Origin of the sequence: Actinopolymorpha pittospori, assembly GCF_014873875.1 — a bacterium.
Classification (GTDB): Bacteria; Actinomycetota; Actinomycetes; order Propionibacteriales; family Actinopolymorphaceae; genus Actinopolymorpha; species Actinopolymorpha pittospori.
The window spans coordinates 9,924,589-9,946,854 of the sequence record NZ_JADBEM010000001.1 but is presented as its reverse complement, the minus strand read 5'-3'; the positions used below and the strand labels follow the sequence as shown (position 1 = coordinate 9,946,854).

Here is a 22,266-nt window from a genome sequence, read left to right as displayed (position 1 = left end):
ACGATGGCGATGGTCGGGAACCCGGCCGGGCCGCGCGGACACGAACGGGATGTGGACGTCCTGACGGAGTTGGACAGCGACCAGGAGCTGTGGCGGCGGGCGAGTGCCGGTGAGGAGGCGGCCTTCGGGCAGCTCTTCGACCGGCACGCCCGGACGGTCTACAACTTCCTGTTCCGCCGGACCGCGTCGTGGAGCGAGGCGGAGGACCTCACCTCCGCGGTGTTCCTGCACGCCTGGCGGCGCCGGCGGCAGGTCGTCCTCGACCGGGAGAGCGCGCTGCCCTGGCTGCTCAAGGTCGCCGACTACACCGCCCGCAACGAACGCCGCGCCCTGCGGCGTTACCGCGCCGCGATCGACCGGCTGAACCTCGCGCCGGAGGTGCAGCCGGACCACGCCGACACGGTGGCCGAGCGGGTCGACGACGAGCGCGCGATGGGCGAGGTACGCCGGGCGCTGAACCGGTTGCCGCGCCACGAACGCCAGGTCATCGAGCTGAGCGTGTGGACCGGCCTTGACCACCAGGCCGTCGCCGTGGCGCTCGGCGTACCCGTCGGCACTGTCAAGTCCCGCTTGTCACGGGCCCGTAAACGCCTGCACGGCCTGCTACTTCCGACCTATCTGATCAGTAGGGAGCCCTCGTGAACGTACGTCTCACACCGCCGCCGGAACGGGGGATGCCGGCGGGCCACCACGAACGCCGGCGGGCCCGGCTGGTGGCCGCCGTCGCGGGCAAGCGGCGGCGGCCACGCCGCGGCCTGCTCGCCCCGATGGTCGCCGCGGCCGCGGTGGTGGCGCTCAGCGTCGGCGGGGCGGCGGGGGTCCAGCTGTTCCGGGAGGCGCCGGAACCGACCGGCTCGACCCTCGCGCCGGCCGGCAAAGCGTCCGACACGGCCAGTCCCCGTCCCACGCCGACGCCGACGTCGTCGGTCCTGCCGGCCCCGGCGGCGCTCGACTTCCCGCCGGCCGAGCAGGCGCAGGCGCTGGCTCGGTGCGTGGAACCGGTGCCGAACTGGACCGGGTTCGAGCCGGTGCTGGGGGCGAAGGTCGCGCCGCGGCCGGGCGCCAAGCGCTGGACGACCTGGCTGATCGCGCAGCGCGACGGCGAACGTCTCGCGTGCGCGCTCGCTCCGTCCGGCGAGGTCAGCGCCGGCCTGTTCGGGGGCCCCGAGGCGAAGGACATTCCGTACCTCTTCGCCCTCGTGGACCAACGCGAGCACGGCGCCGGCATGTACACCGGGCCCGTCACCCGGGTGACGGTGCAGCCGGACGGTGCGAAGGAACAGGACGCCGTGCTCCGCGACGGGTACTGGTTCTTCCCCACCGCGGACGTGGAGCAGAACCACCCGGACGCCAACCCGACGGCGCCGAGTGACAAGGTCACCCCCGGCAGCGGCCTGATCGGCGTCGGCCCTGGCTACATCCTGCGGGGGTACGACGCGTCCGGAAAGGTCGTCTACGACTCGAGCAAGAACGGGCCGGCCAGTCAGGACTGCTACACCGATCCCGCCGGTACGGAGGTCCTGGTGAAGGGCACCGTGGCTGACCCGACCCCGGGCAACTGCCGGCGAACCCTGGAGTGGACGCACGGCGCCGACCAGGACTGACCGGCGTTCCCAGGCGGACCGACGGGGGATCGCGGGGAGCGGGGGAGCCGGGGGGACAGACGGGGGAGGCGGGGTGGACGGCGCGGAGGTGCGCCGCCCACCCCGCCTCGTCGTGCCGGGGTCAGGTCGTTTTCGTGGTCGCCGGACTAGCGGGACTCGCCGGACTCACTGTCTCCGGACTCGCCGGACTCACTGGACATCCTGCGCGGAGACGCTGAAGCTGTTGCAGCGGCCGGTGTCGTTGTCCTCGAAGCCCTGCAGGATCCAGCGGCCCTGGGTCTGGGAGGTGCCGTGGCTGCGGTCCTCTCCGGTCGCACCGTCCTGGTCGCCGAAGGCGTTCCTGGCGTAGTAGTCGAACGCCCGCCGTTGCAGGCCGGTGACGGGGTAGCTCTCCTCGATGGAGCGGATGAACATGCCGGCGAAACAGGAGGCCTGGGTCTCGGTTCGCCGGGACAGTTCCGTGGCCAGCGCGGGGTTCTGGTAGGCGAGCGAGCTCTCGGCCTGGAGGATGCCCGCCTTGGCCTGGAGATGGTGGCCGTACTCGTGGGCGAGGACGAGTGCGTAGACGACGTGGTGCTCGGTCGGGAAGCTGCGGGCCATCGCGGCGACGTCGGCGTACATCGTCTGGTTGACCGGACAGTAGAACGCGAGCGTGGCTCCCTCGCGCGGTCGGAACGTGCCGCAGGGACTGGAGCCGGAGGAGTCGAAGACGAACAGCCGGGGCGCGTTCGTCGTGAGGTCGACCCGGCGCAGCGGCCCGCTCCAGGCGGTGGCGAGACAGCCGAAGACGTGTTCGTCGTAGGCGCGTTGGGCGCTGGTCGTGGCGTTGGTCAGGTCGGGGGCGGGACACTCGACGTCGGAGAGCCCACCCGCGGTGTAGAAGCGGTTGGAGCCGAGGATCGCCGAGGCCTGGTTGTCCGGGAGGCCGGAACCCCCACCGTCGCCGGAACCAGGGGTGCCGGTGTCGGGCGGAGTGTCGCGGGGGACGCCGATGTCGCCGCCCTGGATGACACCGCCCACGACACCGCTGAGGTACTGCTGCGCGACCGAACCGAGGACGCCGAGCACCGCGAGGACGAAGAGGCCACGGGCCGCCCGGACGAGGATCCCCGGCCGGCGGCGGCGCCGGGCCCGTGGGTTGGTGGGCCAGCCGCCGTATCCGTACGACACGCCTACCTCCTCTCGCCGCGCTGCCCGACACTACTGTGTGGCCATGGCTCGAGCGCCTCGCCTTCGGACCCTGGCCGTCGCCGCGACAGCCGCGCTCGCCGTCCTCGTCCCAGTCGCGGCGGCCGCGGCAGCGGCCCCGGCCGATGATGTCGTCTCCGAGTTGGTCGCCGGCGTCCGCGTCGACGCCGACGGTTCCCTGCGGGTGACGGAGACACAGCGGTACGACTTCGGCCGGACCCCCAACGCCGACCTGCGCCGGACCCTTCGCATCCGGGTCCCCTTCGACGCCGACCAGGACGAGGTCTTCACCGTCACCAACGTGCGGGCCAGCGTCGACGGCAGGTCCGTGCCGGTGAGTCGGGACGACAGCGACGGCCTCGCCGCGCTCACCGTCGACCTGGACCGGCCACTGACCGGGCGGCACACCCTGCGCTGGGACTACGACGTCCAGGGCGCGGTCCGCCGTACCTCCGACGGGTTGGAGGTCAGCTGGCCCGTCGTCCAGGGCCTGAGCACCCCGGTGCGTTCGGCCCGGGTCAACCTCTCCGCGCCCGCGGTGTCCTGGGCGGTCTGCTTCGCCGGAGGCGCCGGCTCGACCATGCCGTGCACCGCGGCCCAGCTCGGTGAGAGTTCCGCACCCGTCTTCGTGCAGCAGGGACTCGACAGCGGCGAGCGGATGACGATCGTCGCGGGACTTCCCACCGCGTCCGCCGTCCGACCCGACCAGCGCCTCGACCAACGCTGGTCGCTGCGAACGGCGTTCTCCCTGACGCCCCTCACCATCGGGCTGCTGGTGGGACTGGTCGCCCTGGCCGGGCTCTCGGTGCTCGCGCTGTGGTGGACCCGCGGCCGCGACACGGGTGCGCCGAAGGACGGTCAGGAGGACGGTTACCGCCCCCTGGTCGCCGAGCCCGACGGACGGACGAGGTTCGCCCCGCCGGAAGGGATCCGCCCGGGGCAGATGGGCACCCTCGTCGACGAACGCGCCGACGTGGTCGACATCGTGGCGACCGTGCTCGACCTCGCGATGCGGGGGCTGCTGGTGATCGAGGAGGGTGGGCGTCCCTCTCGGCATCGCGGTCCGCAGTGGCTCATCCACCGCACCGGCGCCGCGACGGACGACCTGGCGCCGTACGAGCGGGCCGTGCTCGACCTGCTCTTCGACAGCGGGTCCCGGGATGTCGTGAGCCTGCCCGAGATCGCGGGGGCGCCCTCCGAACGCCTGGACGCCGTCCGGGACCAGCTCTACGCCGACGTCCACGCCCGCGGGTGGTTCCACCACCGACCGGACGCGGTTCGCTCCCGCTGGACCACCGCCGGTGCCGCCCTCGCGCTCGTGGGTGTCGTCCTGACCGTGGTGCTGGCGATCACCACCGAGCTCGGACTGGTCGGCCTGGCCGTCGTCCTCGCCGGCGGCGTGCTCGCCTGGGGCGGTGACCTCGCCCCCAGCCGGACCGGGAAGGGCAGCGCGCTGCTCGCCCGGCTCCGGGACCTCCGCCGCTACCTCGCCACTGCCGACGGTTCGGACCTGCCCGAGAACCACCGCGCCGAACTGGCCGCGCGGTTCCTGCCCTACGCCGTGGTCTTCGGGCTGGAGGACCGCTGGGCGGAGACGTTCGCGGCGTCCGGGCGCCCCGGTGCCCCCGACGCCGGGCTGGAGTGGTTCCGGGCGCCGGAGGACTGGCACCGCATCGACGTACCCGACTCCCTGGACGCCTTCGTCGCCGCCCTGTCCAACGCGATCTCACCCGGTCGCCGGCTGCGGATCTGAGCACGCCCCGACCGCCGGTCCGGACCGTCGTTCCCGACCCGGCACCGACCGCATCGTCCCGATCACCTGGAACCTCCCGGATCAGCCGGTCTGCCGACGGCCTTGGCGGAGCGGGAGGCTCTGGTGGGCGGATCGGTACGCTAAGTGCATGAACCTGCGCCTGTACGACACGCGCGCGCGTGCGATCCGTGACTTCGAGCCGCTGCAACCCGGCAAGGTCACGATGTACGTCTGTGGCGCGACCGTGCAGAGTCCCCCGCACATCGGGCACGTGAGGTTCGCCGTCAACTTCGATCTGCTCCGCCGCTGGCTGCTGCACCAGGGCCAGGACGTCGTCTACGTCCGCAACGTCACCGACGTCGAGGACAAGGTGATCGCGAAGTCGCAGACGGAGGGGGTGTCCTGGTGGGAGCTCGCCTACCGCAACGAGCGTGCCTTCTCCGAGGCCTACGACGTGCTCGGCTGCATCCCTGCGACGCTGGAGCCGCGCGCGACCGGGCACATCCCGGAGATCGTCGAGCTGATCCAACGGCTGATCGACACCGGTCACGCCTACGCGAGCGGCGGTGACGTGCTCTTCGACGTCCGCTCCTTCGCCGACTACGGCGCGTTGTCGGGCCAGCGGGTCGATGAGGTCCAGTCCGCCGGCGACACCGAGAACGCCGAGGCCAAGCGCGACCCGCGCGACTTCGCGCTGTGGAAGCGGGCCAAGCCCGGCGAACCCAGCTGGGACACCCCCTGGGGACCGGGCCGCCCCGGCTGGCACATCGAGTGCTCGGCGATGTCGACGAAGTACCTCGGTGAGGCGTTCGACATCCACGGCGGCGGCATCGACCTGATCTTCCCGCACCACGAGAACGAACGCGCCCAGTCCCAGGCGGCCGGTGACCCGTTCGCCGGCTACTGGCTGCACAACGCCTGGGTCACCATCGCCGGCGAGAAGATGAGCAAGTCGCTCGGCAACTCCCTGCTGGTGGGTGTGGTCGTCCGGCGGCTGGTCCGGCCGGTGGAGCTGCGCTACTACCTCGCCTCGCCGCACTACCGCTCGATGATCGAGTACAGCGAGGAGGCGCTGCACGAGGCGGCCGCGTCCTACCAGCGCGTGGAGAACTTCGTCGAACGAGCCGTCGAGCTGGTCGGTGAGTCGCTCGGCGCCGCGCCCCTCGGGACCGACGTGGCCGCCGACACCGATCCCTACGCGGAGTTCGGCCTGAATGCCGCGGACGGGACCGAAGCGGGACAAAACGCGCCGGACGGCTGGAAGCTCACCCTTCCGGAGGCGTTCGTCGAGGCGATGAACGACGATCTCGCGGTGCCGCAGGCCCTCGCGGTCGTCCACGCGGCGGTCCGGGACGGCAACACCGCCCTCGCCGCCGACGACAAGGCGACGGTGCAGGCGCGCCTCCTCGAGGTCAGGTCGATGCTCTCCGTGCTCGGCCTGGACCCGATGGACCCGCGCTGGCGCCGGAGCAGCGCGGAGGGCGACTCCCTCCGTGCGGTCACCGACGTGCTGGTGCGAGCATTGCTCGTCCAGCGCGAGGAGGCGCGGGCACGCAAGGACTGGCCTGCCGCCGACGCGGTGCGCGACCAACTCCGGGCGGCTGGGGTGGAGGTCACCGACACCCCGCACGGCGCGCGGTGGGACGTCGCCGAGCGGCCCGGCCGGGCGTAGCCACGGCTTCTCGCCCCTGCGCTCCGCACCGCACCAGTGTGGGGCGGAGCGTGGGTGCGCGGGCCATGGGCCCGCGACCGTCGGGCCGTACCGCGCGGACGGCGGCAGACAAGTGGCGCCGGGCAAGTGCCGGTGCCGACAAAGCGACAACGAGTGGGTGGAGGCTGGCGTGGCCGGCAACAGCAAGCGTCGTGGTGCGACCCGGCAGCGGGCCTCGGGCAACCCGACCGCAGGTTCTGGTGGCCGGGTCCGGCGCGGCCTGGAGGGCAAGGGACCGACGCCGCGCGCCGAGGACCGGCCCTATCACAAGGCCCACAAGCGGATCCAGGCCCAAAAGCGCGCCGCCGCGACCGGGGAGGCCCGCCGCAGCAGCGCCGGCGGACGCGCCGGTCAGGGTGGCCGCGCCGGTGACCGTCCGGAGTGGATCGTCGGGCGTAACCCCGTCGTGGAGACGTTGCGGTCCGGCGTTCCCGTGAAGACCGTGCAGGTCGCCGAACGCATCGAGCGGGACGACCGGGTGCGGGAGATCCTCCGGCTCGCGACCGACCTGGGCATCCCGCTGCTCGAGGTCACCCGGGGCGAGCTGGACCGACTGACCAGTGGAGCGGTTCACCAGGGCGTGGCCGCGCAGGTGCCGGCCTACATCTACGCCGACCCGGAGGAGCTGGTCGCCGACGCCTTCGGCACCGGCGAGCCCCCGCTGCTGGTGGCGCTGGACGGCGTGACGGACCCGCGCAACCTGGGCGCCGTCGTCCGGTCCGCCGCGGCCTTCGGCGCGCACGGCGTGGTGGTACCCGAACGCCGTTCCGCCGCGATGACCGCCGCCGCGTGGAAGACGTCGGCCGGCGCGGCGGTCCGGGTGCCCGTGGCCCGCGCGGTCAACCTCACCCGGACGCTCCGCTCCTACCAGCAGGCCGGGCTGACGGTGGTCGGGCTGGCCGCCGAAGGTGCGGACGACCTCGCCGACCTGACCGACCTCGACGGCCCGGTCGTCCTCGTCGCGGGCTCGGAGGGCAAGGGGCTGTCCCGGCTGGTGCGGGAGACCGCGGACCAGCTGGTCCGGATCCCGATGCGGTCCGGTACGGAGTCGCTGAACGCCGGCGTCGCGGCCGGGATCGCGTTGTACGAGGTCGCCCGCCACCGCGCGGCGCGGCCCGCCGCCGAGTGACCTCACCTGCCCTCGACCTGACCTCACCTGGCCGAAACCAGATCGGTCCTGACCAGGACCTGACCGTGCCCTGACGGAGCCCGTCGTAGGGCCCATCCTGGATGTCCAGGGTCGGCCCACGGCCGCTTCGCAGGACCGTCGCCTACGGCTGTTCCGCGTACGGGCCGATGATCCATCGGATCGTCCCTGGCCGCTCGCCCGTGATCCCGGCGAAGGAGGCGCGAGGTGGCGCAGGTCACCAAGGAGTTCGTGGTCGTCGACGACCCGAGGTTCGCCGCGTGTCACGCGTCCACCGTGCTGTCCCACCCCGACGGCCTGCTGGTCGCGTGGTTCGGCGGCAGCCGCGAGGGCGCGGACGACGTGGCGATCTGGCTGGCCCGGCGGACACCCGGGCGTGGCTGGACACGCGCGGTCAGCGTCGCGGACGAGGACGAACTCCCGCACTGGAACCCCGTCCTCTTCGCGGCGTCGGACGGCGAGATCTCGTTGTTCTACAAGGTCGGCCGGCGGATCCCGGCCTGGCGGACCCGGGTGATCCGGTCCCGCGACGGGGGGCACTCCTGGTCCGACCCGGAGGAACTCGTCCCCGGCGACGAGGGCGGGCGCGGTCCGGTGAAGAACAAGCCGATCCTGCTCGCCGACGGCGGCTGGCTCGCCCCCGCGTCGGTGGAGACCGAGACGACCTGGGACGCGTTCACCGACCTCTCCCACGACACGGGCCGCACCTGGAAGCGCGGCGAGTCGGTGCCGGTGGACCACGCGAGCTTCCCGGGCAAGGGAGTCATCCAGCCGACCCTGTGGGAGTCGGGTCCGGGCCGGGTGCACATGCTGCTCCGGAGTACGAACGGCTGGGTGTGCCGCAGCGACTCCACCGACGGCGGCCGCACCTGGGCACCCGCCGAAGCGACCAGCCTGCCCAACAACAACAGCGGACTCGACCTGGCCGAGCTTCCCGACGGACGCCTCGTCTGCGTCCACAACCCGGTGGGCGTCTCCTGGGGGCCGAGGACGCCGCTCACGGCGGCGATCTCCGACGACAACGGAACGACCTGGCGGCACTGGGCGACGCTGGAGGACGAGGCGCCAGGGGAGCGGGTGGAGTTCTCCTACCCAGCAGCGGTCCGGGACGGCGACGGGATCGCCGTCACCTACACCTGGCGTCGACGCGGTATCGTGTCCGCTCGTCTCACTCCGTAAGACGCGTGACTGGGTAGCAAGCCGAGTACACGACGTTCACACTGCGGGAGAGACAACAAGGTACGCACGTACCCACGTACCCCAGGAAGCCCTTCCCCCGCGGAGGACCAGCAATGCCCGTCGTCGAGCGCCTGCTCCCCACTCCGGAGGCCCACGACCTTCTCGAACTCACCCGGGAGATCGCCGCCGAGCAACTCGCCCCGCGCGCGGCCGAGGCCGAGGCCGCGAGCCGCTTCCCCCGGGACGTGTTCCGGTTGCTCGGCCAGGCGGGCCTGCTGTCGCTGCCCTATCCCGAGGAGTACGGCGGCGGTGGCCAGCCGTTCGAGGTCTACCTACAGGTCCTGGAGGAGTTGGCGGCGGCCTGGCTCAGCGTCGCGGTCGGCACCTCCGTGCAGTCCCTCGCGTGCTATCCGCTGGCCCACCACGGTACGCAGGAGCAGCGGGAGCGCTGGCTGCCGCGGCTGCTGTCGGGTGACCTGCTCGGCGCCTACTGCCTGTCCGAGCCGCAGGCCGGCTCCGACGTCACGGCGATGACGACCCGCGCGACACGAACCGAACCCGAGTCGGGCTACGTGGTGAACGGCACGAAGGCCTGGATCACCCACGGCAGCGAGGCCGACTTCTACACACTCTTCGCCCGTACCTCCACCGACCGCACCCGCGGGATGAGCTGCTTCCTCGTCGACGCGGACACCCCCGGCCTGGGCTTCGCCACACCCGAACACAAGATGGGCCTCACCGCGTCCACGACCACCCAGGTGCACTGGGACGACGTACGCGTCGACGCCGACCGGCTGATCAGCGCCGAGGGCGACGGGCTCCGGATCGCCTTGTCCGCTTTGGATTCAGGCCGCCTCGGCATCGCCGCCTGCGCGGTCGGGCTGGCGCAAGCAGCACTTGACGCCGCCGTCGACTACGCCCGGCAGCGCACCCAGTTCGGGCAGCCGGTGATCTCCTTCCAGGGCCTGTCGTTCCTGCTGGCCGACATGGCCGCCGGTGTGCAGGCCGCGCGCGCGACCTACCTCGACGCGGCCCGGCGGCGCGACCGCGGCATGGCGTACTCCACCCAGGCGGCGGTGGCGAAGCTGACCGCCACCGACATGGCGATGAAGGTGACGACGGACGCCGTGCAGGTGCTGGGCGGCTACGGCTACACCCGCGACTTCCCGGTCGAGCGGTACATGCGGGAGGCGAAGGTGCTGCAGATCTTCGAAGGGACCAACCAGGTGCAGCGCCTGGTCATCGGTCGCGCGCTGGCGGGCTGACCGACCAGCCGGGTCGGACAACCGGGCCGTCCTGTCCAGCGGCGCGTCTGCCCCTCGTCCCGCTACGTCCGGCTGCCTCGCGTCACGTCCGATCACCTCGCGCACGTCCAGCTTCGACCGAAGCGTCCGGCAGGTCCGGCCCGCCCGGTACGGGACCGACCGGGCCAGGTAGCGCCGGCCGCGACGGTCGGGACCGGCCGCGAAACCAGGCCTTCCGGGGGAGCCCGGGTTCACCCACTCGCTCCCACGCTTGGGGGATGGACAACGGACCCGGCATGCCAGCGACGACTGTCCCACTGCGGCGGCGTCACCGCCCGGCGGTCCTCCTCGTCGCCGTCCTGGCGCTCATCGCGCCAGTCGCGATCACCACCACCTCGCAGGTCGCATCCGCCGACCCCGAGGCCGACCCCGCCGACACCTGGACTGTCCCCGGGACTCTTCCCGGGACCGGTCCCGGCGAGGACGGCGGCGTCGGCGCGGCCCGCACCCACGTCTACCCGAGGACGCCCAACTTCCCCCCGACGATCGACGCCTACGCGACCTATCAGGGCGGAACCACCTGCAGCCCGATGGCGAAGGCCGGTGTGGTCGACGTACGGGACCTCGTCCTGCGGACGTACGGCAGGGTGTCCTGGGCGATCGTCCAGCAGCCCTGCTCGTCCTCGGTGAACGAGCACAAGGAGGGCCGCGCACTCGACATCGGCTTCGACGCGCGGACCACCACCGGATACAACCAGGGCAACGACTTCCTGCACTGGCTGCTCTTTCCCGACCAGTACGGCAACGCCAACGCGATGGCCCGACGGCTCGGCGTCATGTACGTGATCTGGAACCGCCGCATGTGGCGCGCCTACAACCCGAGGGGGTGGCAGCCCTACACGGGTTCGGATCCACACGTCAACCACGTCCACATCAGTTTCAGCTGGCGTGGCGCCATGCGCGGGACCACCTGGTGGACCCTGGGCGGGACCGGTGCCGTGCCACCGGCGATGGACCCGGACACGATCGAAGGACTGCGACGCCCGGCCGACCTCCCGTGATGCCGGTGACGCCGACACGTTCCGCCCCGTTCGGCACCTGCGTTGTGTCGTGCGTTGCTCGTCCCGGCCGCGGAGGGGGTGAGGGTATCGCGGAGTTCCGCTGACACATCCCTTTGTCGTACGGGACCGTGGAGGCATGAGGCGTTCGGGTACGCGGCCTGGCCGGTCGCTCCGGATGGTCACCGCGTCGGTCGCGGTCGCCGGACTGGTCGCGGTCATCGCACCGTCCGGCGGCCAGGCGCTCGCCACACCCGGGCGGGCCTCGGTGCCGCGGGCCTCGGCGCTCTTCGCGCAGCCGGTCGACCCCTACGCGCCCTACGTCGGCCAGTGGCTGTGTGACCCCGCGCCCAAGGCCGGCGTAGTGGACGTCCTCAACCTCGTCCGTGCCGCCTACCGGCCGCGTTGGTGGGGGATCGCCGGCACCTGCGCGAGTACGAGCACCAGCGAACACAAGGAGGGCCGCGCCCTCGACATCGCCTTCGACGCGGCGTCACCGCGTGAGCGCGCCGCCGCCGACGACTTCCTGCGGTGGCTGCTCGCACCCGACCAGGACGGCAACCAGCACGCCATGGCCCGCCGGCTCGGCGTCATGTACGTGATCTGGAACCGCCAGATCTGGCGCTCCTACCGCCCGCAGGACGGCTGGCAGCCCTACACCGGCACACCCAACCCGCACACCGACCACATCCACCTGAGCTTCAGCTGGGAGGGTGCCCTCCGCCAGACCACGTGGTGGACGCAGGGTGGTGCGATGGCGGCCGGAGCGGGCGGAGCCGTCGACCCGGCCGCGGCGGCCGGCCGGGTCTCCACCGACGGCGACCGGTAGCCGTCCGCGCCTGTCAGGGGCCGAGCTCGATGATCCCGGTGATGTCGTCGGGGGAGGGCAACGCCTCGCGCTCGTCCGGGCGGGCGCGCAGCACGTTGTCGACGTAGGACTTCACGGCGTCGATCAGGGAGACCTCGTGCTTGGCGTTCTCGGAGAGGTACCACCGGTGCTCGAGAACCTCGTGGAACACCTCGGCGGGTTCGAGCTTGCCGCGCAGCTCCTCCGGAACGGCGCCCACGACGGGCTCGAACACCTCGGTGAGCCACTGGTGGGCGACGATCTCCTCGTCCTCGTACTGCTGCTCGGTCGCGGCCCGGAAGGCGTCCAGGTCGTTGAGGAGGCGCCGCGCCTGGTTCTCCTCGACGTCCAGCCCGGTGAGGCGCAGCAGCCGGCGGGTGTGGTGCCCGGCGTCCACGACCTTCGGCTGGATGCGGATGTGCCGTCCGTCGAAGTCGGTGTGGATGTCGAGCTCGGCGACGTCGAAACCGAGGTCGTTGAGCCGCTGGATCCGCTGCTCAAGCCGGTACAGCTCGCCGGTGTCGAACTCCTCCGGCTCGGTCAGCTCCGCCCACAGCCGCTGGTAGCGGTCGACCACCGTGTCGGCGAGAGTGAGGAGTTCGGTCTCCTCGGCGATGTATCCACCGGCCTGCAGGTCGAGCAGCTCACCGAAGATGTTGGTGTGCGCGAGGTCGAGATCGTACGCGCGCTGGCCAGGGGACAGCTCCTCGTGCAGGTCGCCGGTCTCGGCGTCGACGAGGTAGGCCGCGAACGCACCGGCGTCCCGCCGGAAGAGCGTGTTGGACAGCGAGCAGTCGCCCCAGAAGAAGCCGGCGAGGTGGAGCCGGACGAGCAGCGCCGCGAGCGCGTCGACCAGGCGGACGACGGTCTCGGGCCGCAACGTACGGGAGAAGACCGCACGGTAGGGGAGCGAGAAGGACAGGTGCCTGGTCAACAGGATGGGGTCGAGTGCTTCGCCGTCCGCGGTGGTGCGGTCGAGGACGACCCCGACGGCCTCCACGGAAGGAACGTCGAGGCGCTCGAGGTCACGCAGCAGGCGGTTCTCCCGGACGACGTAGCGTTCGGCGGCTTCCTTCAGGGCATACACATGTCCGCCGGTGCGAATGAAACGCACGACGTGCCGGGAGATACCGCGCGGCAGCGCGACCAGATGCTCCTGCGGCCACTCCGCGAGTGGCGTGTTCCACGGCAGGGCGAGCAGGCCGGGGTCGGCGGTGACGGAAACGAACCGAGGCATAGGAGCCAGTAAATCCGGAAGGGTGTCGGTGAGACAAAACGTCGGGGGTCCGCCGGCCGTGCCGACGGACCCCCGATTGTCAGATGGTGCCTACGTCCTGCGACGTCAGCCGCTCACGCGGTCGCCGGTGGAGGTGGAGAAGACGTGGATCCGCTCGGGGTCGGCCGCGAGCTTCACCTTGCTGCCCTTCTCCGGAGGACGACGGGCGTCGATACGAGCGATGATTTCCTTCTGCTCGTCGCTGCCGGTGCCCATCAGGCCGTACAGGAAGGCGTCGGCGCCGAGCTCCTCGACGACCGCCACCTCGACCGTGAGGCCGTTCTCCTCGTTGGAGACGATCCGGAGCGCTTCCGGCCGGATACCGATCGTCGCCGCGGCGTCCTGGCCGAGCTTGGTGCGGACCGAGGCCTCGAGCGGAACGACGTAGCTGCCCACGTCGATGCCTTCGCTGGTGACCTTGCCGTCCATGAGGTTCATCGCCGGGGAGCCGATGAAGCCCGCCACGAAGACGTTGTTGGGCTTGTCGTAGAGGTTCAGCGGGGTGTCGTTCTGCTGGAGCAGACCGTCCTTGAGGACCGCCACCCGGTCGCCCATCGTCATGGCCTCGGTCTGGTCGTGGGTGACGTAGACCGTGGTGATGCCGAGACGGCGCTGGAGCGCGGCGATCTGCGTACGGGTCGAGACACGCAGCTTGGCGTCAAGGTTGGACAGCGGCTCGTCCATGAGGAAGACCTTCGGCTCCCGGACGATCGCGCGGCCCATCGCGACGCGCTGGCGCTGACCACCGGAGAGCGCCTTCGGCTTGCGGTCGAGGAACTCCTCGAGGCCGAGCAGCTGAGCGGCCTCGCGGACCTTCTGCAGCCGCTGCTCCTTCGGGATGCCCTGCATCTTCAGAGCGAAGCCCATGTTCTCCGCCACGGACATGTGGGGGTAGAGAGCGTAGTTTTGGAAGACCATCGCGATGTCGCGGTCCTTCGGAGGAAGGTGCGTGACGTCGCGGTCACCGATGCGAACCGCGCCGTCGTTGATCTCCTCGAGGCCAGCGAGCATCCGCAGCGAGGTGGACTTTCCGCAACCGGACGGTCCGACGAGGACCATGAACTCGCCATCGGCGATCTCGAGGTTGAGCTTGTCCACCGCGGGCTTCTCAGAGCCGGGGTAGATCCGAGAAGCAGCGTCGTACGTGACGGTAGCCATTGAAGCTTCCATCCCTTCACCGGCAGGAACGTGCCGGACGATCCGAGCAAAGGGTTTCTGGCCGTCCCTTCCAGGACGCCACGGGCATGGTAATGCTGGCACGCGGTCAGTCCAAATGTCACGGGGTGAAGACCAGGTGGCCCAAAATCGGCCGGGCTCCGACCGGGGTCTGACAGGGCGCTGACTTGTGCCCGGCCGGCGGGCTGACCGGGGCCTTGGCTGTCCTGGAAGGGACACGATCGCCGCCTGTCACTGACGGAGGGTGATGGCGTGCGAGCAAGCCGCAGCCGGACGGCCACTTCTTGCACCGGTTTGCAGCAAGAGTCGCCCGATCCGTGCATGCTGATGCTGATCGGATGCCGACAGGAGGACCGCATGCAGAGTGGCCCCGGTAAGCGCGCGCGGCTGGTCGATCTCGCCGCGCAGGCCGGGGTGAGCGAGGCCACAGTCTCGCGCGTCCTCAACGGACGCCCCGGCGTCAGTCCGGCGACCACACGGGCGGTCCTCACCGCACTCGACGTGCTCGGTTACGAACGGCCAGCCCAGCTTCGACAACGCAGCGCGGGACTCATCGGACTTGTCGTACCAGAGCTGGACAATCCGATCTTCCCGGCGTTCGCCCAGGTCATCGAGACGACCTGCGGCCACCACGGCTACACCCCGGTCCTCTGCACCCAGACGCCAGGCGGCGTGGGCGAGGACGAATACGTCGAGATGCTCCTCGACCGCGGCGTCTCCGGAATCATCTTCATCTCTGGCATGCACGCAGACCTGTCCACCGACACCGCGCGTTACCAGAAGCTCACCGGGCGCGGCCTGCCCGTCGTGTTCGTCAATGGGTACGTCGAGCAGGTCGACGCACCGTTCGTCTCCACCGACGACGCAGTCGCGATCGAGCTCGCCGTCCAGCACCTGGCAAGCCTCGGCCACAAGCGCATCGGTTTCGCGTGCGGCCCTGACCGCTACGTGCCCGCGCAACGCAAACTGGCGGCGTTCGCCTCGTGCGTCGCCGAGCCGGCCCTGAAGGCGAACGGCGTCACCGGCATCGTCGAGCAGTCACTCTTCTCCGTCGAGGGCGGCCACGCCGCGGCCACCCGGCTGCTCGCCGAGGGGGTCACCGGCATCATCTGCGGCTCCGACCTGATGGCGCTCGGCGCGATCCGGGCGGTGCGCCAGCGCGGGTGCGAGGTACCGCGGGACGTGTCCGTGATCGGGTACGACGACTCGCCGCTGATCGCGTTCACCGACCCGCCGCTGACGACCATCCGGCAGCCGGTGCACGCGATGGGGCTGGCCTCCGTTCGCGCCCTGGTCGACGAAATCCACGGGCACGGAGCGCCGCACTCGGAGTACCTTTTCTGTCCGGAACTCGTCGTACGAGGCTCGACCGGCGCGGCGCGCACCCACTGATCGGCCGATCGGCTGGGTCCCCTCCGTCGCGGTCCCGTCCCCGTGCGAGCGGGCGGCGGGACTCGCTCGGGTCGCGCGCGGGTCCGGCCGGGCGCGCGGCTAGGCTTGGCCGCGCCTCGCCAGCGTGGCGCAATTGGTAGCGCACCCGACTTGTAATCGGGCGGTTAGGGGTTCAAGTCCCCTCGCTGGCTCCAGCCAAAAGCCCAGGTCAGAGAGCATCTGACCTGGGCTTCCTTCACGTCTGAGCGCCGGATTGCTAACACCTTTGCTAACAGGAGCCCGTCGCCGTCGGCGGCTCCGTGTCCGGAGGATCGTCGTCGAAGTCGGTCTGGACCTCCGAAGCGAACCGGTCGGCCACGCCTGACGCATGCTCCACGATCACATGGGCGTACACCCCGAGAGTGATCGCCGGGTCCGCGTGGCCGAGGCGAGCCGCCACGACATGGACCGGCGTGCCGGCGGAACCGAGCAGACCAGCGTCGAGACCGACCGCGTCACCTGGCTCACCCCGGACCAGGTCCGCGACCGCATGAGCGAGGCCTACGCCATCCGCCTCCTCGACGCCCTCCCCACAGACGAGCCCAGGCCAGCCATCCGCAGCCACGACGGAGAATGTCTTGCCTGACCCGGCTTAATGGTCGGCTCCGGTAGTGTGCGCGCTCTTTGCACGTCCCGGGTATTTCAGAGAGGTTGGTGGCCTGGTGGAGATAGCCGTCGAGAGCTTCGACGCGTCGCGTGGTGCGCGTTTGGCTGCCTACAGTGCCGTCTCCACATCGCTGGCGCTGTGCAGTGATCGCGAACTGCGCGACCTTGTGGATACGGCTGCGCCAATTGGTTCTGGCATCGGCGGGACCTCAGCTTTGCTGGAGGTCGGCGGGACCCCAGTCTTCGTTAAGCGGCTGCCGTTGACCGATTTGGAAAGGCAGCCGGAGAACGTCCGGTCCACGGCGAACCTCTTCGGGCTACCTGCCTTCTGCCATCCCGGCCTCGGGGTCCCCGGAGGGCCGGGGTGGGGGGCTTGGCGGGAGTTGGCCGTGCACACCATGACGACGAACTGGGTGCTCGCACAGGACCATGAGGGCTTTCCGTTGATCTACCACTGGCGTGTGCTGCCGCACCCCGGGCAGGCGTTGCCGGAGGAACTGGCCGACGTGGAGAAGGTTGTCGCCTACTGGGGAGGCGGGCAGCAAGTGCGCGACCGAATCGAGGCCCTGCGGGATGCCTCGGCGAGCGTCGCGCTGTTCCTGGAGTACATCCCACAAAACCTGCACGACTGGCTGGACGTTCAGGTCAAAGCCGACGATGAGACGGTCGAGCAGGCATGCACCATGGTGGCGAGGGAACTTGAGGCCGGGACGTCTTTCATGAACGCCCGCGGGCTCCTGCATTTCGATGGCCATTTCCAGAACATCCTCACCGACGGCAAGCGTCTGTTCTTTACGGACTACGGCCTCGCGATGTCCTCCCGGTTCGACCTGTCGAAGGAGGAGGCCGACTTCTTCGCCGAACACCAAACCTATGACCGCTACTACACCGTCACCCACCTGGTGCAGTGGCTCGTCACCGCCCTGTACGGGTACGAGGGGGACGAGCGCAGCGCGTTCGTGCACGCCTGCGCCCGAGGGGAACCTCCGACGGGAATTCCGTCGCAGGTCGCGGCGATCCTTATCCGCCACGCCCCGGTGGCCGCAGTGATGACGGACTACTACCGCGAGTTCTGTCTTGAGAGCAGGCAGACCCCGTATCCCCTGGAGGCGATCCGCCGAATCGGCGGGTCGGACAGCTTGTTCATCACCTGATGCTTGACACTTCGTCTAGGAAACTGAGGTGGCCGTCCGTGGCGGCTTGGCAGCCGTCCTCGGACGGGCCGGCGCGGCCACTGACGGTTCGCCCAACTGGTTGAGGTCATCCCAGGTTGAGGTCTTCCCTGGGGGCGCTGCCCCCAGACCCCCGGTCCTCCTCAGGGAGAGCAGCCCTCAGGCAGTCACTGGCAGAGCCTTGCGAGGGCGGCGGCTCCGGGAAAGAGGCCGGCCAGGTCTCCACGCGGGTCCCACCACGCACACTCAGAGATCTCGTCATTCGGTGTGAAAGTGAGCGGCGAAGCGATTTGTCCTCGATAGATCGCCAGAAACGCGGGTCGGTGGTCGGGTGCCCCCCGCGTCTGAGCCACGCCGGCGAAGTCGAGGGTGTCTGGGCGCTGCCCACTCTCTTCGTCAAGTTCGCGAATCGCGGCCTCCCGAGGTGACTCACCCGGATCTAGCATGCCGCCGGGTAGCTCCCACGCCTGTCGGGATCGATTGAAGACGATGAGGCACTTGCCGGCGCACCAGAGCACAACCAGCGAGCCCGTTAACCGCACGGATCGATCTAGGCGACATAGGCCCTCTTCGCGGAGCCGCTCGAAGCTTATTAGTACGGGCCCGTCAACGTTTTCCACCGGAAGCTCATCCACGACCGTGGAGTGTCCCATGGCCATCCGGTCATGATCACGGTGTCCTTCGGGACCGTGCCCCTGACGTGCCCCCGAACGGCCCTCGCCAGCCGTCAATGACCAACACTCGCCAGCACCAGACCACGCTCAGCGGCACCAGGACGAGGCGGTGACCTGCGCACGAGAACCGGGTCTGTCCCAAATTCCGTGAGGCGGCGGGCGCGGTGGATGCACGTTAAGCGACCCCGACAGTTTTTGTAATAACCAACTCTTGACTATGTCGGCGCGTGTTAGTCGGGATAAGAAGAGCCCTTCTTGTGCAGGTTCGGTTTCGACCAAGAAACCCGGCTCCACAAGAAGGGCGACCTTGAGTGTACCTTTCGTTGCCGCTGCTGCTACCGCATCTGACCAATGTCATCGCTACTGGCGTCGAACTCACATCCGCACTGGAGGTATCGGCACGAACCCGAAGCACAGGTGCCGCGTGCCCACGGTGTGGATCCGTATCGCGGCGGGTGCACAGCCGCTACTTACGCCAGCTCGCCGACACGGCGATGGGTGGCCGGCCGGTCCTGATCAAGCTGCAGGTGCGTCGCCTCTTCTGCGCAACTGCCACCTGTCCCGCGGTGACGTTCGCCGAACAGGTCCCAGGACTGACATCCCGCATGCGCGTCGCACCCCGTTACTGCGCACACTGTTGGAGAGAATCGGTGTCGCGCTGGCCGGTCGCGCAGGTGCCCGGCTGGCCACGCACCTGGGCATAGCCGTCAGCCGCTCCAGCCTGCTACGCCTGGTGCGAGCCTTACCCGACCCGCAGATCGGCTCCCTCAAAGTCCTCGGCGTCGACGACTTCGCGCTGCGTCGTGGGCACGCCTACGGCACGGTCCTGGTCGACATCGACACCCACACACCGGTCGACCTGCTTGCTGATCGCAGCGCCGACACGTTCGCCGCATGGTTAGACGAACACCCGGGCATCGAGGTCGTCTGCCGGGACCGAGCCACCACCTACGCCGAGGCCACCCGCAAGGCAGCCCCGAACGCGATCCAGGTCGCCGACCGCTGGCACCTCTGGCACAACCTCGCCGAACACGTCGAGAAGACCGTCGCCGCACACCACAGCTGCCTCCGCCACCACAACGACATCCCATCGAAGCCGCCCGGCGGATCAGGCCCGGCCGCCGACCTCATCCAGGCAGCCAACCTCGCCCAAGCCAGCCGAAGGGAGAACTCCACACTGGTCACGCGCACCAAGGCCCGCTATCAGGCAGTCCACGCCTTGAAGACCCAAGGCAAGGGCATCAAAGCCATCATGGGGGAACTCGGGCTGTCCAAGGACACCGTTCGGCGCTTCTACCACGCCGGCACCGCCGAAGAACTGCTGGCCCATCCCCGCGCCGGCCGGCCCAGCGCCCTGGACCCCTACAAGGCCTACCTCAACCAACGATGGAACACCGGACTCACCAACGCGAGCAAGCTCTACCGAGAAATCACCGAGCAGGGATACCGGGGCAACCGGGCCACCGTCGCCCGCTACCTCGCACCATTCCGTCCACTCCGCGCCGCACCACCGCCAACACCCCCAATACCAAAGGTCCGCCACATCACCTCCTGGATACTCCGCCACCCCGACAACCTCGACAACGACGACCAAGACAAGCTGAAACACGCCCTGGCAGCCTGCCCACACCTGGCCGCCACCGCGACCCACGTCACCGCGTTCGCCGAGATGATGACCGGCCTACACGGCAACCGCCTAATAGTACTTGTTATGTCGTTTCGTGTTCTGTGGTTGATGTTCTGACATGGTCGGTGCATGACTCCTGATCAGATAGCGGAGTTGCGGCCGAGGCTTGGCGAGTTCGCAGCCGACATGCTGGGTTGTCTTGCGCGTTCGGATCAGCGTGCCACGGGTGAGTTGTATCTGCGTGGCCTGTTGACTGATGGTCGGCGTAAGTCGATGCAGCCGATGGCGGAGCGGCTGGGTGTGGATCATCAGCGGGTGCAGCAGTTCGTCACTTCCTCGACATGGGATTTCACCGCGGTGCGGCGCAGGTTGAGCTCGTGGGCTGCGCAGGCGATTGGGCCGCGGGCATACGTGATCGACGACACCGGATTCCCCAAGGACGGGCCTGCCTCGGCGTGTGTGGCCTGGCAGTATTCCGGGACGTTGGGCAAGACCGCCAACTGCCAGATCGGGGTGAGTGTTCACGCGGTCAACGACACCTGCTCGGCGGCGGTTGACTGGCGGTTGTTTTGCCCGGAAAGCTGGGACGACAAGGCCTGTGATGATCCTGAGCAGGCCGAGAAGGTCCGCCGGAAGGGAGCCGAATCCAAAGTCCCTGACGACGTGAGGCATGTCGAGAAGTGGCGGCTCGCGCTGGACATGCTTGATGAGCAAGCCGAATGGGGGTCGCCGAGGCTTCCCGTCGTTGCCGATGCCGGATATGGGGATTGCACCAGGTTCCGGCTCGGCGTGGAAGAACGTGGTCTGGACTATGTGGTCGCACTCAAAGCCGGCACCAGCGCCCACCCCGGCGAAGCGGAGCCGGTGAGACCGCCACGTAACGGTGGTCGTGGCAGACGTCCCAAGCCCCACTACCCGAAGCCGGCATCGAGTCTGCGCGAGATCGCCATGGCGGCCGGCCGCGATGCCTACCAGGAGGTGGCGTGGCGGCAGGGGACCAGAAAAACGAAAGGTAATCCGAGTGCTGCCATGACCTCGAAGTTCGCGGTGTTCGTGGTACGTCCGGCCAACCGCGACATCCCTCGCGCAGACGATGGGACCTTGCCGGCGAAGCTGCTGCTGGTCGAATGGCCCGATGAGGCGAACGAGCCTACCGACTACTGGCTTTCTAACCTGCCTGCCGACACACCGATCGATCAGCTCGTCGACCTGGCAAAGATCCGGTGGCGGATCGAACATGACTACCGCGAACTGAAAACCGGGCTCGGACTCGACCACTTCGAAGGACGCTCCTGGACCGGCTGGAACCGCCACGTCACACTCGTCGCGATCGCCCAAGCTTTCTGCACCATGGTCAGACTCGACCCAAAACAGGATGCGCCGGCCTGAGCTTGTACGCAGTCGTACACGAGCTACAAATCGTGCTCGCCCTCATCGCCGGCGCATGCCCCACCTGCCGACAAGAAGTCACCATCGACCACATCGAAGCACTCGCCCCACCATGATCGACATGACAAAGTCCTACTAACAGCATGGATGAACACCGTCGACGCCGACGAACTACCCCACCTGCACTCCTTCACCACCGGACTCCGCCGAGACCTGCAAGCCGTCATCAACGGCCTCACCCTGCCCCACAGCTCCGGCCCCGTCGAAGGCATCGTCAACAAAATCAAATACCTCAAACGTCAAATGTTCGGCCGCGCAAACTTCGACCTCCTCCGGAAACGAGTACTACTCACATGACACCACCACCAACAATCACCGACCGTCCCCACCGCCTCACGGAACTTGGGACAGACCCCGAGAACCCACTCGCAATGCGTCGCTCCTGCTAACGCCCTTGTTAACACGAGGTCTGGACGATCACGGACAGCTATCGCTCGTGCGGGCCGCTCACGCCCGGGGCTCTCGCGCAAGCTGGACGATCATAGACCCGGCCGGCAGGTCGTAAGCCTGCTTGCAATCGGGCGGTTAGGGGTTCAAGTCCCCTCGCTGGCTCCACCTAAAAGCCCAGGTCAGAAGCCTCTTCTGGCTGCCGCGCCGGCCAACTCGCGGTTGTCCGCCACCTTCTCGTGCACGGCGCCGACCTGAACTGGCTCGCACCCTGGTCGGGCCAAACACCCCTCGATGCCGCCAGGCGCCAGCGCCATCAGGAAGCTCGCCACCTGGCTGCTCAGCCAATTAACGATCCCGGCGGCGTGGCTGGCGAGCTTCCGCCGAGGGAGCGGTCCGCCTGGACCCATTACGCGTTCATGCAGTTCGATCTGCCGCTCGCGGAACCGCTGGCGCTCCTGGACGACGAAGAAGACCATGCCCTCGAATACGAGGCCAGCCGATCGAGCGCTGACGAGATTGACGCCAAGATGCGGTCAGAGGTGCTGCGGCTCCTCGATTAGCCGCCCGAACGCGAAGCGCGCGGTTAGCGCGTCGTCCAACACGATCAGCGCCCGCTGCTGGTAGCGCTCGTCGCGTCGTCTGCAGTACGCGATCCTCCAGGTCGGCGGGTATCCGCTCGCGCGCAGCCCGAGCGAAGCGAGGGCCAGCATCACAGCGCCGCTGCGCTCACTCAC

Annotated in this window: 21 protein-coding genes, 2 tRNA genes and 1 pseudogene; 19 read left to right on the top strand and 5 right to left on the bottom strand. The window is 69.3% G+C overall.

Annotated elements, in window-relative coordinates; translation table 11 throughout:
• Positions 1 to 3: 3 nt before the first annotated feature.
• Both HEB94_RS45975 and HEB94_RS45970 read left to right on the top strand, forming a co-directional pair.
• The gene (locus HEB94_RS45975; protein ID WP_238361807.1) at positions 4 to 642 is read left to right on the top strand and encodes an RNA polymerase sigma factor; all 639 of its coding nucleotides are present in this window, start codon (positions 4 to 6) and stop codon (positions 640 to 642) included.
• Complete coding sequence (locus HEB94_RS45970; protein ID WP_192755664.1) at positions 639 to 1,604, top strand: hypothetical protein; 966 nt, start codon at positions 639 to 641, stop codon at positions 1,602 to 1,604. The genes HEB94_RS45975 and HEB94_RS45970 overlap by 4 nt, the downstream gene beginning before the upstream one ends.
• A 189-nt stretch (positions 1,605 to 1,793) precedes the next feature.
• On the opposite strand, the gene HEB94_RS45965 is transcribed toward HEB94_RS45970, so the two are convergent.
• Positions 1,794 to 2,774, bottom strand: a complete 981-nt coding sequence (locus HEB94_RS45965; RefSeq protein WP_192755663.1) for a neutral zinc metallopeptidase — start codon at positions 2,772 to 2,774, stop codon at positions 1,794 to 1,796.
• A 43-nt stretch (positions 2,775 to 2,817) separates the two neighbouring features.
• Here HEB94_RS45965 and HEB94_RS45960 point away from each other — a divergent pair, with 43 nt between their 5' ends.
• The 7 genes from HEB94_RS45960 (at position 2,818) to HEB94_RS45930 (ending at position 11,713) form a co-directional block, all read left to right on the top strand.
• Positions 2,818 to 4,545 carry a DUF2207 domain-containing protein gene (locus tag HEB94_RS45960; protein ID WP_192755662.1) on the top strand — a complete coding sequence of 576 codons (1,728 nt, stop codon included), beginning with the start codon at positions 2,818 to 2,820 and terminating at the stop codon, positions 4,543 to 4,545.
• 148 nt (positions 4,546 to 4,693) lie between these two features.
• On the top strand, positions 4,694 to 6,217 hold the full coding sequence (cysS, locus tag HEB94_RS45955; protein WP_192755661.1) for a cysteine--tRNA ligase: 1,524 nt from the start codon (positions 4,694 to 4,696) through the stop codon (positions 6,215 to 6,217).
• A gap of 169 nt (positions 6,218 to 6,386) precedes the next feature.
• Positions 6,387 to 7,385 carry a 23S rRNA (guanosine(2251)-2'-O)-methyltransferase RlmB gene (rlmB, locus tag HEB94_RS45950; RefSeq protein ID WP_192755660.1) on the top strand — a complete coding sequence of 333 codons (999 nt, stop codon included), beginning with the start codon at positions 6,387 to 6,389 and terminating at the stop codon, positions 7,383 to 7,385.
• A gap of 225 nt (positions 7,386 to 7,610) precedes the next feature.
• Entirely contained in the window at positions 7,611 to 8,582 is a 972-nt protein-coding gene (locus HEB94_RS45945; protein ID WP_192755659.1) for an exo-alpha-sialidase, read from the top strand.
• A gap of 113 nt (positions 8,583 to 8,695) precedes the next feature.
• Entirely contained in the window at positions 8,696 to 9,847 is a 1,152-nt protein-coding gene (locus tag HEB94_RS45940; protein WP_192755658.1) for an acyl-CoA dehydrogenase family protein, read from the top strand.
• 275 nt (positions 9,848 to 10,122) lie between these two features.
• Positions 10,123 to 10,887, top strand: coding sequence for a VldE C-terminal domain-containing protein (locus HEB94_RS45935; RefSeq protein WP_192755657.1), 765 nt, complete (start codon positions 10,123 to 10,125; stop codon positions 10,885 to 10,887).
• Between the two features lie 136 nt (positions 10,888 to 11,023).
• The gene (locus tag HEB94_RS45930; protein WP_192755656.1) at positions 11,024 to 11,713 is read left to right on the top strand and encodes a VldE C-terminal domain-containing protein; all 690 of its coding nucleotides are present in this window, start codon (positions 11,024 to 11,026) and stop codon (positions 11,711 to 11,713) included.
• Between the two features lie 13 nt (positions 11,714 to 11,726).
• Here the strand turns inward: HEB94_RS45930 and HEB94_RS45925 are convergent, their stop codons facing one another.
• Both HEB94_RS45925 and HEB94_RS45920 read right to left on the bottom strand, forming a co-directional pair.
• On the bottom strand, positions 11,727 to 12,968 hold the full coding sequence (locus HEB94_RS45925) for a DUF4032 domain-containing protein (RefSeq protein ID WP_192755655.1): 1,242 nt from the start codon (positions 12,966 to 12,968) through the stop codon (positions 11,727 to 11,729).
• A gap of 105 nt (positions 12,969 to 13,073) precedes the next feature.
• Positions 13,074 to 14,165, bottom strand: a complete 1,092-nt coding sequence (locus HEB94_RS45920) for an ABC transporter ATP-binding protein (RefSeq protein ID WP_192755654.1) — start codon at positions 14,163 to 14,165, stop codon at positions 13,074 to 13,076.
• A gap of 375 nt (positions 14,166 to 14,540) precedes the next feature.
• Between HEB94_RS45920 and HEB94_RS45915 the strand changes: the two genes are divergently transcribed.
• The 4 genes from HEB94_RS45915 to HEB94_RS45900 all read left to right on the top strand — a co-directional run bounded on the left by HEB94_RS45915 (position 14,541) and on the right by HEB94_RS45900 (position 17,374).
• On the top strand, positions 14,541 to 15,575 hold the full coding sequence (locus HEB94_RS45915) for a LacI family DNA-binding transcriptional regulator (protein ID WP_238361806.1): 1,035 nt from the start codon (positions 14,541 to 14,543) through the stop codon (positions 15,573 to 15,575).
• Positions 15,576 to 15,693: 118 nt separating this feature from the next.
• Positions 15,694 to 15,769: transfer RNA gene (locus tag HEB94_RS45910), tRNA-Thr, on the top strand.
• Between the two features lie 173 nt (positions 15,770 to 15,942).
• Positions 15,943 to 16,200, top strand: coding sequence for a hypothetical protein (locus HEB94_RS45905; protein ID WP_192755653.1), 258 nt, complete (start codon positions 15,943 to 15,945; stop codon positions 16,198 to 16,200).
• A gap of 76 nt (positions 16,201 to 16,276) precedes the next feature.
• Positions 16,277 to 17,374 (top strand): protein kinase family protein, encoded by a 1,098-nt coding sequence (locus tag HEB94_RS45900; RefSeq protein WP_192755652.1) that lies wholly within the window; start codon positions 16,277 to 16,279, stop codon positions 17,372 to 17,374.
• A gap of 185 nt (positions 17,375 to 17,559) precedes the next feature.
• Here HEB94_RS45900 and HEB94_RS53095 read toward each other — a convergent pair whose 3' ends face one another.
• Positions 17,560 to 18,045, bottom strand: coding sequence for an NUDIX hydrolase (locus tag HEB94_RS53095; protein ID WP_273378943.1), 486 nt, complete (start codon positions 18,043 to 18,045; stop codon positions 17,560 to 17,562).
• Between the two features lie 332 nt (positions 18,046 to 18,377).
• On the opposite strand from HEB94_RS53095, the gene HEB94_RS55000 reads away from it, so the two are divergent.
• From HEB94_RS55000 to HEB94_RS45870, 6 genes and pseudogenes are all read left to right on the top strand, one after another.
• Positions 18,378 to 18,770, top strand: coding sequence for a transposase family protein (locus HEB94_RS55000; protein ID WP_420481562.1), 393 nt, complete (start codon positions 18,378 to 18,380; stop codon positions 18,768 to 18,770).
• Positions 18,665 to 19,810: an ISL3 family transposase gene (locus HEB94_RS45890; protein ID WP_420481620.1), complete on the top strand. Its 1,146-nt coding sequence runs from the start codon at positions 18,665 to 18,667 to the stop codon at positions 19,808 to 19,810. Before HEB94_RS55000 ends, HEB94_RS45890 begins: the two co-directional genes overlap by 106 nt.
• A gap of 12 nt (positions 19,811 to 19,822) precedes the next feature.
• Positions 19,823 to 21,082 carry an IS701 family transposase gene (locus HEB94_RS45885; protein ID WP_192755649.1) on the top strand — a complete coding sequence of 420 codons (1,260 nt, stop codon included), beginning with the start codon at positions 19,823 to 19,825 and terminating at the stop codon, positions 21,080 to 21,082.
• 129 nt (positions 21,083 to 21,211) lie between these two features.
• Positions 21,212 to 21,439: pseudogene (locus tag HEB94_RS45880) on the top strand (transposase); the annotation flags it as partial.
• A gap of 193 nt (positions 21,440 to 21,632) precedes the next feature.
• Positions 21,633 to 21,697 (top strand) — tRNA-Leu (locus HEB94_RS45875).
• Between the two features lie 71 nt (positions 21,698 to 21,768).
• The gene (locus HEB94_RS45870) at positions 21,769 to 22,092 is read left to right on the top strand and encodes a hypothetical protein (protein ID WP_192755648.1); all 324 of its coding nucleotides are present in this window, start codon (positions 21,769 to 21,771) and stop codon (positions 22,090 to 22,092) included.
• On the opposite strand, the gene HEB94_RS45865 is transcribed toward HEB94_RS45870, so the two are convergent.
• A complete protein-coding gene (locus tag HEB94_RS45865; RefSeq protein WP_192755647.1) occupies positions 22,066 to 22,266 on the bottom strand; it encodes a hypothetical protein in 201 nt (66 codons plus the stop codon). The two genes, HEB94_RS45870 and HEB94_RS45865, sit on opposite strands and share 27 nt — an antisense overlap.

Bases quoted from the DNA above. Each gene is read 5' to 3' on its own strand.
- HEB94_RS45915 (WP_238361806.1), top strand. From the start codon at position 14,541: ATGCAGAGTGGCCCCGGTAAGCGCGCGCGGCTGGTCGATCTCGCCGCG.
- HEB94_RS53095 (WP_273378943.1), bottom strand. From the start codon at position 18,045: ATGGGACACTCCACGGTCGTGGATGAGCTTCCGGTGGAAAACGTTGAC.
- HEB94_RS45935 (WP_192755657.1), top strand. From the start codon at position 10,123: ATGCCAGCGACGACTGTCCCACTGCGGCGGCGTCACCGCCCGGCGGTC.
- HEB94_RS45925 (WP_192755655.1), bottom strand. From the start codon at position 12,968: ATGCCTCGGTTCGTTTCCGTCACCGCCGACCCCGGCCTGCTCGCCCTG.
- HEB94_RS45975 (WP_238361807.1), top strand. From the start codon at position 4: ATGGCGATGGTCGGGAACCCGGCCGGGCCGCGCGGACACGAACGGGAT.
- HEB94_RS45960 (WP_192755662.1), top strand. From the start codon at position 2,818: ATGGCTCGAGCGCCTCGCCTTCGGACCCTGGCCGTCGCCGCGACAGCC.
- HEB94_RS45940 (WP_192755658.1), top strand. From the start codon at position 8,696: ATGCCCGTCGTCGAGCGCCTGCTCCCCACTCCGGAGGCCCACGACCTT.
- HEB94_RS45905 (WP_192755653.1), top strand. From the start codon at position 15,943: ATGCTCCACGATCACATGGGCGTACACCCCGAGAGTGATCGCCGGGTC.
- HEB94_RS45920 (WP_192755654.1), bottom strand. From the start codon at position 14,165: ATGGCTACCGTCACGTACGACGCTGCTTCTCGGATCTACCCCGGCTCT.
- cysS (WP_192755661.1), top strand. From the start codon at position 4,694: ATGAACCTGCGCCTGTACGACACGCGCGCGCGTGCGATCCGTGACTTC.
- HEB94_RS45930 (WP_192755656.1), top strand. From the start codon at position 11,024: ATGAGGCGTTCGGGTACGCGGCCTGGCCGGTCGCTCCGGATGGTCACC.
- HEB94_RS45885 (WP_192755649.1), top strand. From the start codon at position 19,823: ATGACTCCTGATCAGATAGCGGAGTTGCGGCCGAGGCTTGGCGAGTTC.